16 protein-coding genes are annotated in these 13,415 nt (G+C 42.6%); 6 read left to right on the forward strand and 10 right to left on the reverse strand.

Features of this window, described 5'->3' with window-relative positions; genetic code table 11:
• Nucleotides 1-115 precede the first annotated feature (115 nt).
• Complete coding sequence (locus tag LCM11_RS08475) at nt 116-259, forward strand: hypothetical protein (protein WP_224893811.1); 144 nt, start codon at nt 116-118, stop codon at nt 257-259.
• 167 nt (nt 260-426) lie between these two features.
• Here LCM11_RS08475 and LCM11_RS08480 read toward each other — a convergent pair whose 3' ends face one another.
• A complete protein-coding gene (locus tag LCM11_RS08480; protein ID WP_224893812.1) occupies nt 427-2,274 on the reverse strand; it encodes a methyl-accepting chemotaxis protein in 1,848 nt (615 codons plus the stop codon).
• A 174-nt stretch (nt 2,275-2,448) separates the two neighbouring features.
• Here LCM11_RS08480 and LCM11_RS08485 point away from each other — a divergent pair, with 174 nt between their 5' ends.
• Nucleotides 2,449-2,688: a hypothetical protein gene (locus tag LCM11_RS08485; RefSeq protein WP_224893813.1), complete on the forward strand. Its 240-nt coding sequence runs from the start codon at nt 2,449-2,451 to the stop codon at nt 2,686-2,688.
• 221 nt (nt 2,689-2,909) lie between these two features.
• Entirely contained in the window at nt 2,910-3,146 is a 237-nt protein-coding gene (locus LCM11_RS08490; protein WP_224893814.1) for a hypothetical protein, read from the forward strand.
• Between the two features lie 322 nt (nt 3,147-3,468).
• Here LCM11_RS08490 and LCM11_RS08495 read toward each other — a convergent pair whose 3' ends face one another.
• Both LCM11_RS08495 and LCM11_RS08500 read right to left on the reverse strand, forming a co-directional pair.
• Nucleotides 3,469-3,765: a hypothetical protein gene (locus tag LCM11_RS08495; protein ID WP_224893815.1), complete on the reverse strand. Its 297-nt coding sequence runs from the start codon at nt 3,763-3,765 to the stop codon at nt 3,469-3,471.
• A gap of 56 nt (nt 3,766-3,821) precedes the next feature.
• Nucleotides 3,822-4,259 carry a DUF6376 family protein gene (locus LCM11_RS08500; protein ID WP_224893837.1) on the reverse strand — a complete coding sequence of 146 codons (438 nt, stop codon included), beginning with the start codon at nt 4,257-4,259 and terminating at the stop codon, nt 3,822-3,824.
• Nucleotides 4,260-4,525: 266 nt separating this feature from the next.
• Between LCM11_RS08500 and LCM11_RS08505 the strand changes: the two genes are divergently transcribed.
• Nucleotides 4,526-5,086, forward strand: coding sequence for a hypothetical protein (locus LCM11_RS08505; protein ID WP_224893816.1), 561 nt, complete (start codon nt 4,526-4,528; stop codon nt 5,084-5,086).
• Between the two features lie 62 nt (nt 5,087-5,148).
• On the opposite strand, the gene LCM11_RS08510 is transcribed toward LCM11_RS08505, so the two are convergent.
• The 5 genes from LCM11_RS08510 to LCM11_RS08530 form a co-directional block, all read right to left on the reverse strand.
• Nucleotides 5,149-6,093: a F510_1955 family glycosylhydrolase gene (locus LCM11_RS08510; RefSeq protein WP_224893817.1), complete on the reverse strand. Its 945-nt coding sequence runs from the start codon at nt 6,091-6,093 to the stop codon at nt 5,149-5,151.
• Nucleotides 6,094-6,331: 238 nt separating this feature from the next.
• Nucleotides 6,332-6,538, reverse strand: coding sequence for a copper chaperone CopZ (copZ, locus tag LCM11_RS08515; RefSeq protein ID WP_224893818.1), 207 nt, complete (start codon nt 6,536-6,538; stop codon nt 6,332-6,334).
• 260 nt (nt 6,539-6,798) lie between these two features.
• The gene (locus LCM11_RS08520) at nt 6,799-8,325 is read right to left on the reverse strand and encodes a multicopper oxidase family protein (protein WP_224893819.1); all 1,527 of its coding nucleotides are present in this window, start codon (nt 8,323-8,325) and stop codon (nt 6,799-6,801) included.
• A 39-nt stretch (nt 8,326-8,364) separates the two neighbouring features.
• Entirely contained in the window at nt 8,365-8,601 is a 237-nt protein-coding gene (locus tag LCM11_RS08525) for an SHOCT domain-containing protein (RefSeq protein WP_224893820.1), read from the reverse strand.
• A gap of 328 nt (nt 8,602-8,929) precedes the next feature.
• Nucleotides 8,930-10,384: a UDP-N-acetylmuramoyl-L-alanyl-D-glutamate--2,6-diaminopimelate ligase gene (locus LCM11_RS08530; RefSeq protein ID WP_224893821.1), complete on the reverse strand. Its 1,455-nt coding sequence runs from the start codon at nt 10,382-10,384 to the stop codon at nt 8,930-8,932.
• Nucleotides 10,385-10,866: 482 nt separating this feature from the next.
• On the opposite strand from LCM11_RS08530, the gene LCM11_RS08535 reads away from it, so the two are divergent.
• Nucleotides 10,867-11,022 (forward strand): hypothetical protein, encoded by a 156-nt coding sequence (locus LCM11_RS08535; protein ID WP_224893822.1) that lies wholly within the window; start codon nt 10,867-10,869, stop codon nt 11,020-11,022.
• Between the two features lie 40 nt (nt 11,023-11,062).
• Here the strand turns inward: LCM11_RS08535 and LCM11_RS08540 are convergent, their stop codons facing one another.
• Entirely contained in the window at nt 11,063-11,896 is an 834-nt protein-coding gene (locus tag LCM11_RS08540) for a metallophosphoesterase (RefSeq protein WP_224893823.1), read from the reverse strand.
• A 311-nt stretch (nt 11,897-12,207) separates the two neighbouring features.
• On the opposite strand from LCM11_RS08540, the gene LCM11_RS08545 reads away from it, so the two are divergent.
• Nucleotides 12,208-13,080, forward strand: a complete 873-nt coding sequence (locus LCM11_RS08545) for a general stress protein (protein WP_224893824.1) — start codon at nt 12,208-12,210, stop codon at nt 13,078-13,080.
• 256 nt (nt 13,081-13,336) lie between these two features.
• On the opposite strand, the gene LCM11_RS20555 is transcribed toward LCM11_RS08545, so the two are convergent.
• A partial coding sequence (locus tag LCM11_RS20555; RefSeq protein WP_412098139.1) for an IS3 family transposase occupies nt 13,337-13,415 on the reverse strand: 79 nt, incomplete at its 5' end.

Below are 13,415 nucleotides of genomic sequence, written 5' to 3' on the forward strand. Positions count from 1 at the left end.
AGCCAGATGGTAGATTATGATATATTCAACGCAAACAGACGTGTAATATTACATCAATTTTAAATTTACTTTCTGGACCATCCAAATTTAACAAGCTCGAGGGGGAGTTTTAACCATGAGTCAGCACCAAGAGATCTACACCCAGCTTCTTCAAGAATTTGAACAAAAACTCGATCGTCAGCTAAAGCCTGAGGAACGAGAGCTTCTTTATTGGATGGCTGAAAAACAAGCAGAAGAAATAAAAAATCAGAGCGACTAGATATCATTACGACCTCTACTTCCTCCACTGGTAAAGTGGAGGTTTCATCTTTCAATATCTATCATAAAAAACTGCAGGCAGTTCGATTCCTTTTATGAAATAATCGAACCCGCCTGCAGTTTCATTTTATTGTTCCATACACTTTTCCACGTTGTATCCTTAAATCATTAACCAGCCTTCTCAATCGGAGGATGCTCCACTGCGAGCTCTTCCTCTTTTTCTAATTCTGGTTCGGCTTCTTCCTTCCAATGGAACTCATTCACCTGACTGTTCAAGTCTTCTGAGAGCTGCGAAAGCTTCTTCGTGCTTAAAGATATTTCTTCCATCGCACTGTTAGACTGCTGAGCGGATGCTGTAACCTGCTGCACCCCGGCCGCTGACTCTTCCGATAAAGCAGCGATGCCGGCGATGGACTGATTCATTTCGCTGCTTTCCTCTGTAATTTCGGTAAGATTGGCAGAGATCTGCTGAATCTGATCCACCATCCCGGATACCGACGTATGGATACTTTCAAACCTTTCCTCCGTTGCATTAATTTGCTGAGTACCTTTATTCACTTCTTCATATCCCGTTGTTAAAGAATCGGATACATACGTAGACTCTTCTCGAATGTTTGCAACAATCTGGTTAATATCCACGACAGAATGAGCGACCTGGTCGGCGAGCTTCCTTACTTCTTCGGCCACTACGGCAAATCCTTTTCCGCTCTCCCCTGCTCTTGCCGCTTCAATGGCCGCATTCAAGGACAACAGATTGGTCTGGTCCGCAATATCTTTAATCACGCTGCCAATTTTAGTGATTTCCTTCGTCTGGGCATCCAGTCCTTTTACCTTCGTAACGGAGCTTTTCACAATCTCATCGATCGCGTGCATCTGCTCGACGGATTGCTTCATCATTGTCCGTCCTACCTGCGACATTTTCATCGCCTGTGTGGAATGAGTATAGACGGAGTCTCCCATTTCCTGGGCATGCTGAATGCGCTGGACCAATTTATCCGTTGATTCAGCCAGACTCGTTGTGTAATCAGCCTGGGACTCTACCCCTGCTGATAATTCCTCCATGGTGTGCACAATCAGGTTGCTACCCTGCTGAACATCATCAGCCGAATGCGTAAGCTCTTCGCTCTGCTGGGACAAGTGTTTGGAAGCATCTGAGACATTACCGATCATATGGCGCAGGTTCATCGTCATTTGATTAATGGCGTGGCTGAGCTCGCCAAATTCATCCCGACTGCGAGTAGATAAATCCTCTACTTCAAGATTTTTATTAGCTACCTGATTCACATGCTCTGTCATTTCCGTTAACTTTCTCGAGATGCGATTGCTGAATAGAAGGGCAAGTATCGCGGAAAGAAGAAGCAGTACGGCCACAATTCCCCCGCCCACCAGCATGTCACGCACCATTTTCTGATTATACTCGTCTGCTTTTTGAGCGGTCAGGGCATCAATCTCATCTGTATAATTGCCGGTACTGACAATATAATTCCACGGCTCAAATAACTCTGAATAGGCACGCTTAGCCACCAGATCCTCTTCTCCCGGCTTCTCCCACATGTACTCTGAATAGCCGCCATTCCCACCTTCTGTGGCAGCCGAAACAATATTCTGAACCAAATAGGTGCCTTCCGGATCCTGAATGTCGATACGGTTGCTGCCTTCCTTCTCCGGTAACATCGGGTGCGCGATCAGCTCTCCATCAATACCGTCAATCCAGAAATAGCCATCACTCCCGTAGCGAAGCTCCTTTACGAGCTTCCTGCCTAATTCCTTGGCTTCCGGCTCAGACATTTCTCCCAGTTTATACTGGCTGTAGGCGGATTGAAGCAAAGACATAGCCGTATTCACTTCATTTTTAATCCGTAAATCGAAAGCTTCTAATAGATTCGTCTCGTAACTCTCTACTTGCTGCTTACTATGCTGGTAATTCGTGTAGAGATTGTAAGATCCCATCCCTGCAAAAGCCAGAAATAAGACAACTCCAAAGGCCAGCAGCATTTTGTACTTAAATTTCTTCATCTCATGTTCCCCCTATGTACGTTTCCTCTTTTCTATATATCGGCTTTTTTGACTAGACCTTTTATACCTCTTATGTAATTGAATAAATGGTTTTCTAAAAAAAGGAAAATAGTAGGGTGGCGAAGAATTTAATGATAATAAATAATACTTTTCAACATAAGGGAGAAAAAGAACGTGATCAATCGAATCTACACAGGTATTTCGTTTCTATTTTTAGCAGCTTTCTTATTTGCCGTCCTTTTTATTTGTGCAGCGATTGGAGGAATCGGGGCAGAAACGTGGGGAAGAGAAGAATTTCTTCGGTATATGTTTGTCTATACCCCAAGCGGCCTGCTCATTGGAGGGATCGTGGCTTTGCTCGCCGGTATCAGTTTGTTTGTCTGGGAGCTGAGGGTGCATGCGAACAGGAATTAATTCAAAAAGAGGGCGCGAGGACTATTTATTGAGCACTTATGTTACATTCCTGGTGCCCAACCATCATCTTTAGCTGGCATACTCATCTCCACAGGAAATCAATATCTATATAGAGATTTAAGAAATAATGGAAGTTGTCGAGATTCAGTTTTGGTCTTTAGATGAGCTCCATCTAAAATCTATGCATATAAACGATAATAAGATCGGAGGATGATAGGTTGTTGCTTATTATTGAGATAGCTGGTTTTTTACTATTTCTCAGTGTATTTCTTTTATTTGAAAAGAAAGTCGGAAAGGTAGTCACGTCGTATGTGATTATAGGAATTATAGCTTTACTTCTAGTTTCCCTTGTGTTTTCTGGGATCGATGAAACATCAAGATTCATTTTTGTATTTGGAATCGTTACTATGATTGGCCTGTTCCGTAACCTTAAGAGAGAAAAAAAACAATTAAAATAGATCTCTCCTTTTATAGGAGTTTTTTTATGTCCAATGTTAAGGAGATGACTCATGATCTACCATTTGTGAACTTATTTGACGGTCTAACTTGATATCTATATGAGTGATGGGGGGCTCTCTACTATGAAGTTTTCGATGAAAGCAGCCGTGCTTATGAGGTGAAAATTCGTAAAGTACGGAAAGGTTAGAAGCTGATCTCAAAGACTGGCTGTCCCCATAGGACATTTGTTCAAATTGTTCAAATATCAACCATAACCTTTAAAAGATTCAAAAAATAAAAAAAGAAACGCTTAAGTTTAGCGTTTCCCGTAATATATTATAATCATCTTACTTGCTTCAACTCGCCCCTTGCGACCATGAGCACCGTGCGTTGATCCGGAATCAGATCAACCGCTGCGGTTCCCTGAAACGTCTTTCCTTCTGCCCCAATTATGCTCAAATGAAGATGCTTTCTTTCTTTTTGGAGATCCGCAAAGAAACTGATATCCTGTACCTTGTTTAAACTGACCGTCCAGTTCACAAGTGGTCCAACATCATCAATTAATAATAAACCTTTAGAAAACGCCACTTCGTTGTGATCTTCATTATATAATACCTTTTTTACAGTCACATTTTTCATCCAGTGTGTCCCCCTCTCCCCACTATTCAACAAAAGGAGACGGGTTTCCTCCCTGTTTATTCACCCAATTGCTTAATCTGATCAATCACCTCAGTAATTTCTCTCAATGACTGGAAAACTTCGGTATTCTCAATCACCGAGGCATCCAGCTTACCATTCTCCATATTGTCTAAATACATCTGAATCCCATCGAGTGCCTGATTGTTTCGTTCCACCACCTGCTGGTGCAGGTCTGCTCCAGCCTGCGGGGCATCAAGCTCATTAAATTCTTCAATATTCGCTTTCATCTCTTCAAGACGCGTTTCCAATTCATCTGCCGCCTGCTGATCCATCACGGCTTGTTCAGCAAGAGAAGGAACTTCACTCGTAAACGTACTGACTTCATTTGCGTACTCCGTTGCTTCATTGACGTAATTCAAAGAGTTGTTCACCCCTTCCAGGAACGAACACCCGCTCAATAACAACATACCCACGATGAAAAAACAGCCGTACACCTTTTTCAATATGACCCCTCCTCCTTCCATTGTATGCCCAATATGGATATACAATTGTTCATTATACGAGCAGGTATGTCTTCGGGTTTCAATAAAAACCGATGCTTATATTAAGAAATCCCCAAAGTTTGAGAACTTTGAGGAAGAGAGCCATCTCAAGTTCTGAATAGCAACTTCTTCAATCTTGAACACCTTGAAACTAAATAATTCATTTCATTCCTTCATACATTAAATAAGGACAAGACATATAGAAGAGGAGGATATAAATGAGTGACTTTCACCTGTTTGTTCTAGGTGCATTGCTGTTAACCGTTATCAGCTCTTTCCGTCTAACGAGAAAATGGTGTGACTTTCTATCTCACAGCCAGCGTATGGTCATATCCATGTTCTCAGGAACCGCTATTGGTCTAACCGTTGGATTAATGGCTAGCTCTATTTTGCCAGACAGCTTCTATTCTTCTACTCTATTAGGATTTTTTGGCGGGGCTGCTTTGGCAGCGGTAAGTGCGGGGAAATTAGGAACCGTCTCTTTACTGGAAGGCCTTACAGCTGGAATGATGGGAGGAATGATGGGCGCTATGTTAGGAGAAATGGTTTCCTACACGGAAGCCGTTATGTTTCTTAAGCTTTTGATTACCCTTTCCATAAGCTCCCTGCTGTTATATCCGGTATTCTTTCATGCTTCTTTTCGGGAAGATTCCATTCCATCAAAAAAGTGGCTGATCAAGCCTTTCCTTATTTTCTTAGCGGCGCTGTTTCTTCTACTTGGAGGAAGCTTATTGGATTCAGCTCCTGCAAGTAAGCCACCTACTCATCAAGCGCATTAAAAACCCATGCACATCTAACTTTTGTGCATGGGTTTACTTTCCTCACGGGAAAGCCACGTGCATTATTTTGTTTGGCCCTCGTCTATAATCTGCTCCCAGGAATCTCCATTGTCAGAAGTCGTATAACTGCTTCCTTTGATCGTGAAAATGGCCAATGTATCCTTCTCTTCTGGATTTTTGGCAATATACATGACCGCATCCTCATTCATTTCAGGAAGTCCGATCTTCTCTTTGGATTGATCTTCCCATTTATAGACAAACATAGCAGGTGTTCCGGTATAAAGACCGTAATATAAGCGATTCTTTGTAAAATGCAGACCGCTTCCCTGTCCTTCCTCTGAAATCCTGCTGAAGGTTTTCCCACCATCTTCACTCATATAAATTCCGGAAGCCGTAGCCAGCGCCAACCTATTTTCATCATCAGGATGAACGGCAATTTGAAAGATCTTCTCGCCTGAATTCTCGGCAGCTATCTTCTCCCAGCTCTCTCCGTCATCCAGGCTCCTATACAAACCCTGCTCCATTTCTGAATTCGCATGTTCATTCAATACATAAACAGCATGGTTTCTGGCTCCTACTCCCATTGCATGGAAATCACTTTCCCCTTCAAACGCAAGAGCGGATAAGCCTTCTTCCATCACTTTCCCTTTTTGAAGCCCTACCGGATTTGGAAGATCACTTCCTTCTCCCGGGTGACCAGAGGTATAAAATCCGTTGTCGACTATATTAAAGCCCATATAATCATTTTTGTGATGGATGGATTCGAGCCACTCCCCGCCTTTATGTAATTTGATGCCGGAATGGGCGGCGTACGCGAGGGTATCCGCATCCACATAACCCATACCATGGACGTGCTCTACACTTCCATCGAAAGATTCTGTACTCTCCTGAACAGCTTCTTCCTTACCAGAACCTTCTCCTGAGCCCTCCCCCTCTTTCGATTCGCTGCTGCATGCCGCGAGGACAAGCATTGATATAAACAAAATGATGCCTATTTGTTTCTTCATTGAATACACTCCTTAAAAAAGTCTTCTCTTACTCTAGCAAAAATTTATCGAGAAATTGTGAAGAATTCTATTTTTTTAATTACTGTTCATTTTCCATTCTGATTTACAGATAAGCTCCCATTACTTGAAGAATCAGTTAGAACATATTTGAAGATTAAACGGCCCTTTTATGGAATAAAAAGCTTGTAAAAAAGCCTAAAGATGCTCATCTTTAGGCTTTTACCTTCTTCTCTATCCCTTATGAAACAACATCATATCCCTGGTCTTCAATGGCATCGGCCATCGCTTCTTTACTGACTTCTTTATTCATAGAAACGTCAACTTTTCCCGTATCCAAATCGACTTGAACATCCTGAACGCCATCCAGTTCTTTTAAAGCTCCTGTAACGGCTTTCTCACAATGTTCACAGGTCATGCCCTCTACTTTAATCGTAGTTTGCATCATGATCATCCTTTCATAGAGTTTTTATATTTTCCATCCGGCTGATTTGTACAGTTTTCATAGGAGGGAAAATCCTCTCCTATCCATTAATATACCCACCTAAGGTATGAACAGTCAACCATTGGCGTTTATAATTGATATCTACGAAAGTATTAAATACGTCAGATGCCGCTCCAACGGGAAAACAAAGCCTCCGTTCTCCATATAGCTTGCAGAAAAACCTGGGATTTCTCTGCAAGCTTACCAGACTTTTGGCTTCTATATTAAGGCTGATTGCTGTGTTCACCGTCTAGTTTAAAAGGGGAATACACACCCTGATAATCTACGATCGTTACCATTCCACGATCTGCATGATTATTATCGTGACAATGGAACAGCCACTCCCCTTTATTATCGGCTTTAAAATATACCGTATATTCTTCCCCGGGTTTTACATGAATCAGATCTTTTACAATAGGATTTTCATAGGCCTGACCGTCTTTCGAAGCTACCTGAAACCTGTGTCCATGTAAATGCATGGGGTGGTTTAATCTTCCCGAATTCGTAATTCTCACCTTCACCACATCCCCTTCACTTACTGGGATAAGAGGAGTATCAGGAAAAACTTTATTATTAATCTGGAAAGACATTCCTTCTCCCATGTCCATCCCCATACTCAGATCCATATGATAGGTAACATCACTTTCAGGGGTCTCCTTAAATAACAGTTCTTCACTTCCATTTGAGGTTCCCGTTTCCTGGGATGCAGCTGAAGAAATCGATAATTGATCGTAAGAGAAGCTATCCGCTTCTTTCTCTGAAACAACTGGTATTTTCATCCCCCGGTCATACTCGGTTGTTGGATCCTCACCAATTACTTCTGTTTCCTCTCCCTGCCTGGTGAAAGCTACATCGATTCGTTCTCCGGGAGCGATTTCCAGCATATTAGATGATGTGCCATCCGTCACAACCTTTTCTCCATCCGCAGCAATCACTTCCATTGATCCTTCCGGAAAAACTAAACGGTGCTGCTGATAACCTGCATTAATAAACCGGAGTCTGGCTGTTTCGCCTGCTTCCATTTGCAATGGCTCAATGGCGTTTCCAGATTTTCCATTAACCGTTAAAGTATCATACATCTGCTTTGTATCTGCCTCACCATCGCCAGACATCGATCCCATCATCATTCCACCCATATTGGTTAAACTCTGTTTTTCCTGATCGACTGCCCATTCATCCAGCATAAAAATCTGCTCCTTTTGGTAGGCAGGGTCTTTCTCTTCGATAATCAGCGAACCATACAATCCTTTATCCACCTGCTTGGAACTGTGCTGATGAGAATGATACCAGTACGTACCCGCGTCGTTCGCAATGAATTCATACGTAAATGATTCCCCTGGCTGCACCGCATCCTGCGTCAGCCCCGGCACTCCATCCATTTGATTGGGTAAAATCATTCCATGCCAGTGAATCGTAACAGGCACGCTCAATTCATTTTTTAAATGAACTTTTACGAAGTCCCCTTCCGTCACACGGAGCGGTTTGCCTGGGACCGTGCCATTATACGTCCAGGCTTCCACTTGTTTATCTGCATTGATCCGCCACTCTTTCTCCTGGGCGGTCAGGCTGAACGTCTTCACTGGACGCTCTTCCGCTTTCTGATTCCCAATGTCCAGGATGCTCGTGCCATCCGTTTTTACTTCTGCAGGCAATGCTTGCTTGCTGGTGCTGAAGGGCGAATTAAAAAACATCCAGCCCCCAAAAACCAGCAACACTATAATAAGAAACGAGCCTACCCATTTTCGATTCATTCCTTTCACCTCTTCTTCTCCTCATGATCCCTTTTCTTCTTATTGCTCCAGCTTTTTCTTCAGCCGGTCATATTCTTCTTCTGTTATTTCTCCTTGAGCCAGCCGTTTCTTTAACGTTTCCAGTGAATCTGAAGATGTTTTTTTCTTATCTGGTTTCATCATCCAAACCACGATAAAAATGATTGCCGCAATAATTAAAATACTAATTAACCCAAATCCAAAAAATCCTCCGCCCATTCCGTTTCCACTCATCATTCCATTCATCGTAACAATCACCTCTCCCTCCTTTTATATACCCATACCACGGAAGGTATATATTTAATCTTAAAAAAATAAAGCTTTCCAATAGTGCACAGCTTTTTCGCGGTACGTGTTTTTTTATCATAATGGTATGTATGTTCATCCTAATACATTTCTTTGCAAAATTTGTGCAGAAATTCTGTTGAACCTTAAAAAACCATAATGCTTCTCTATAACAGGACAGTGCGGTCTGGATTGTCTCCTATAAAGCTATCGATTCCGTAAAATTGGAAAATGACCGGCTTTCCGCGCTCTCTTTCTTCTTCCGGGAACGCGAAAAGCCGCATGTTTTACAAGTACTAACCTAGGGCTGATAGGATAAACTTTTAATCATTTCTTCATCTGATTCCGCAGGCAGATCATAACGATTTTGGTACGCTTCATTACCTTTACCCGTAATCAGAACCCAGTCGTCTGCCTCCGCCAATTCCATGGCTTGCTTGATCGCTTTCGTTCGATCCGTTACAATCCGCCCTTTTTCATTTCCATGTTCCTTTTGCAAATGCTGCAGTTCTTTTTCCATATCTTCTTTTGATACTGAATTTAAATCATCGAACGTGAGAATATAGTGATCACTTAATTCAGACGTAATCGCCATCATCTCGCGCCGTTTCGTCCGGTCCCGGTCTCCTCTAAAACCAAAGACGTGAATAACGTTCTCAGCTCCGCCTTGTTTAGCTGTGTTTAAACAGTGAAAGATGGCATCCGGGGTATGAGCATAATCGATGACAAAGTTCACCTCATGACGAGTAATGATCTGAAAGCGTCCTTTTACCCCTTCAAAATTCCGAATGGAACTTAGAATCTCTGCCTGGTTCCACCCCAATACTTTGGCTGCGGCATAAGCCATCGTTACATTGTACATATTGTGAGCCCCGTACATGTTCGAATCGATGGCCGTAACCTCATTCTTTTCCTGAACCTTTACGCGCGGCGGGTTAAAATTCGATTCAACCATGCGGAAGTCACTTCCACTCATTTCTCCTATACGATAAGTGGATGTGCCTTGTTCCTGTAAGGTATCCGCCAGTCGCTGTCCCCAGGAGTCATCTGTATTAATCACAGCTTCCCCATCACGTTTCAGCAGATCAAACAACATTTTCTTCGCTTCAAAGTACTCCTCCATAGAGTCGTGATAATCCAGATGATTATGGGAGAGATTCGTGAAAAGAGCGAGGTCATAGGCTAACCCTTCGACACGATATTGCGTTAAAGCATGAAACGTGACTTCCATCACTACCACATCATCTTGGCTCTCTGCTAACATTCGGTTGATTTCAAGAGAATTGGGAGTCATATGCTGAGAGGGATAATCGACTCCATTAATCACGTTATGAATCGAGCCAAATAAAGCACACGAATTTCCCATGGAAGCTAAAATATGCTTAACCAGATAAGTGGTCGTTGTTTTCCCATTGGTTCCTGTGACCCCGATCAGTGTTTTATTTCGCGAAGGATAATTATAATATCTACTGCTTATAATTCCTAAAGCCTTCCTCGCATTCTTCACCTGTATATAAGGAAGATCTGGATTTTGAAGATCTGCTTCTCCTACAATGACAGATGCTCCTTTTTGAATGGCTTCATCTATATAGGTATGTCCATCTTTCGAAAACCCCTTAATGGCTATAAACAAATACCCCGCTTCTATCTGACTGGTATTGTCTGCTAGACCACTGATTTGTATGGTTTCGTCCACATTCTTATTTGTAACTTCTGATTTCGATTCAAGTTCATAGACTAATTCCTGGAGTTTCATGATGGCTCTCCTTTATTTATAATAATCATATTTTTATGTGAGGTGTGGATCTGAATTGGGTCATGCATTTCCTCGATTGGGCCGTGCTCTTACCCGTACATAGCCCAGACTCCTTCTCAATAAGGAACTTCCTATAACCATTAACTTTTCCATAGCTTTATTTAATGAAAAGTTTGTGCAGTTTCTGTGCATCTTTAGCGAGCAACGTAACTTTTTGGATCACGAGCCTAACAAAAAGACACTCATCCTGAAGACGAGTGTCTTACCCTTGCACCGTATCTTAACATAGATTACTCCCTAGTATACACTCCATATTTACTAAAACGAGACTCCTTAAAATATATGGGAAAAAAGGCTTTATGACAGTGACCTATGAAGGAAGCAGAAAGGCCTGCCTTAGAAATTAAAACAGTAAAATGAAACGCTTTTCTTAAAAGTTCGTAACCCTATTACCAAGAATTAATGAAAAGGAGTTGAGTGCTATGAGTAAGCAGCGGAAAAGCAAAATGCACAAGAGGGATATGTTAGACCTATTCTTTACGTGGATCCCTGAGCTGATCTTTGCACCCGTTCGATTTCTCAAATGGCTGGGGGAAGGCTTCGTACGAATCGTAAGTAAACTCCTGGACGCTATCTAACTCTATTAACGCCATACCTAATGGAAACAACGTCGGATGATTAGTCTGCTTCATTAGAACCGGAAAGTGTAAGCAGGGTCATCTGGCTCTGATTCCAGAACCGTACAGGAGCGATACTCGTTCCCAGCCCGCTGTCAATATATAGCGTGGAACCGGCGTCTACTTGATAGACTCCCTTTGTTAAATCCGGAAATAAGCCCTGATCTGGAGCGACTACCGCTCCTATGAACGGGAAACGGACCTGTCCGCCGTGTGTATGTCCGCTCAAAATCAAGTCGGCCGGAATGTCGTCATACTTGGTAACGATGTTTGGAGAATGAGACAGGAAAATCGTATAAGCGTTGTTATCGATTCCAGCAAATGCTTGTTTTATATTCTCGTGATCGGTAGAACTGTCTGCGACCCCGGCTATATGGATCTTCGTATCCTCCCTCTGGTATGTAACATGGGTATTGTCCAGCATCGTAACGTTTCTCTCCCGAAGCCCCTGAAACAATTCTTCCGTCTTCTCGTTTTCCCATTCATGGTTGCCCGATACATAATAAACGTCTTTCTGGATAGCTTTTAATTTCTCTGACAGGTCAAAAACCTGCTGGAACTGCTTGGTACTATGATCGACTAAATCTCCCGTAATGACGATCAGATCAGGGTTCAATTCTTCAGCTGTACGAATCAGTTTTTCATTATCGTCTCCGAAAACTTTATTATGTAAGTCGGTAATCTGTAATACTTCCAACTCCTCGCCCGCGGGGAGCTCGCTGCTTTCCAAGTTTACGTGATTCACTTTAAATACATTGGTGTCGTAGATCGCTTTGCCAATTGAGGCAGCGCCTAGCAGGATCATCAATGCTAAGAAACCTAGTCGTATTTTCATAAGGTACCTCCTTGCTCTATTATGATTCTCTCATACATCAGACGATCATTTCTCCTAAATGTTTCATGAATTGAGAAATTCACACTAATTCTTTTGATGTATGAATTGGCAATATACGCTAAATATGCTGGGTTTTATCCAATAGACTCACCTCGCCTCCCCTTCCACCGCAGGAAACATTGAAGGAAAGGCAGGTAAAGAAGATTCAGCCGGTTTTCCTACTAACGGCTTATTTTACTTTTTCCAAAGCTTACGGCACTACTTTTAGGGTATGGAACATTATTGGAAGATACAAAGGAGGAACAATTATAATGGATAAGAAAATTATAGGCGGTGTATTTAGTAAAGTAGGAAATGCCGAACAAGCCATTATGGATCTTCAACACCACGGGTATGGTTCCGATAACATATCTGTTTTTGCAAAAGATAAAAGTAAAGTGGCTGTGTTAGAAGATGAGATGGACACATCCGTGAGCTCCAACAAAGGCGGACGAGGTAAAAACTCCGGAAAAGGAGCAGGTTTAGGTGCCTTATCCGGTGGTGTACTCGGTGGGATTGGCGGTTTAATTGCGGGACTGGGGCTGCTTGCCATACCTGGACTCGGCCAAATTGCCGCAGCAGGACCAATCGCTGCTGCCCTCACTGGCGCAGGAGTAGGTGCCGGCGGAGGAGGAATTGTCGGTGCGCTTGTCGGTGCCGGAATGTCCGAGAATGATGCCCGGATGTATGAAAGTCATCTGAAAGAAGGAAAAGTCATTGTGATTGTGGAAGCGACCGAGAAACTTCAGGACAAAGTTTACCGCGCATTTATAACCAATAAAACCGAAAACAAATCGATGTATCCTGAACCTTACAATGAGAATACCCATGACGCTCACCGTGATTCTTCAGCCCATGATCGCAATCATGATACTCATACGAATACGGAATCTCATAATCATGAGTATGACTCTACCCATAATTCTACAGACAATCATCGGAACTCTAACACTCGTGCAGATAAGGAAACCCGCAGTCATGAGCATAACAAGGTATCTAACAGTCATGATGAGCATTCGGCTTCTACCAGGAACCATGGAAACCCGGATGATCCATTCTCTAATGTTAGAACTCATGAGCCTGAAAAACGCACGAGAACTTCTGAGAGACACCACTCTTCTCACTCAAGTCATAAACGCTCCTAATCAGACCACATTGAAAAGCCAGGATCTTCTGTTGCAGAAGTTCCTGGCTTTTTTATTATGGTTTAGTTAGAGGGTGTGATTGAATCTCATAAAAGAGTTATTACACACTCGGGCCGATTAGTTGAAGACTCAGTTTCGAGATATTTTGTTAAGTGGGTTAGGTCCTGCGGGGAACGAGTCGCTTTCCACAGGCATGCGCTGAGCTTCCTCGGGCTGTGAACTGACCCCCGAAAATTGGACACGTTCCTTAAACTTATCACGCCGATTCTTGAAACTGGGTTCGATAAGAAACGGGGCTCATTCTGAGCTTTGATTTGATGCGTTTATGGTTATAG

Origin of the sequence: Halobacillus halophilus, assembly GCF_020171985.1 — a bacterium.
GTDB classification, from domain to species: Bacteria; Bacillota; Bacilli; order Bacillales; family Halobacillaceae; genus Halobacillus; species Halobacillus halophilus_A.

Coding starts and splice junctions, on each gene's coding strand:
- LCM11_RS08475 (WP_224893811.1), top strand. CDS start 116: ATGAGTCAGCACCAAGAGATCTACACCCAGCTTCTTCAAGAATTTGAA.
- LCM11_RS08480 (WP_224893812.1), bottom strand. CDS start 2,274: ATGAAGAAATTTAAGTACAAAATGCTGCTGGCCTTTGGAGTTGTCTTA.
- LCM11_RS08495 (WP_224893815.1), bottom strand. CDS start 3,765: ATGAAAAATGTGACTGTAAAAAAGGTATTATATAATGAAGATCACAAC.
- LCM11_RS08505 (WP_224893816.1), top strand. CDS start 4,526: ATGAGTGACTTTCACCTGTTTGTTCTAGGTGCATTGCTGTTAACCGTT.
- LCM11_RS08510 (WP_224893817.1), bottom strand. CDS start 6,093: ATGAAGAAACAAATAGGCATCATTTTGTTTATATCAATGCTTGTCCTC.
- copZ (WP_224893818.1), bottom strand. CDS start 6,538: ATGATGCAAACTACGATTAAAGTAGAGGGCATGACCTGTGAACATTGT.
- LCM11_RS08520 (WP_224893819.1), bottom strand. CDS start 8,325: ATGAATCGAAAATGGGTAGGCTCGTTTCTTATTATAGTGTTGCTGGTT.
- LCM11_RS08530 (WP_224893821.1), bottom strand. CDS start 10,384: ATGAAACTCCAGGAATTAGTCTATGAACTTGAATCGAAATCAGAAGTT.
- LCM11_RS08535 (WP_224893822.1), top strand. CDS start 10,867: ATGAGTAAGCAGCGGAAAAGCAAAATGCACAAGAGGGATATGTTAGAC.
- LCM11_RS08540 (WP_224893823.1), bottom strand. CDS start 11,896: ATGAAAATACGACTAGGTTTCTTAGCATTGATGATCCTGCTAGGCGCT.
- LCM11_RS08545 (WP_224893824.1), top strand. CDS start 12,208: ATGGATAAGAAAATTATAGGCGGTGTATTTAGTAAAGTAGGAAATGCC.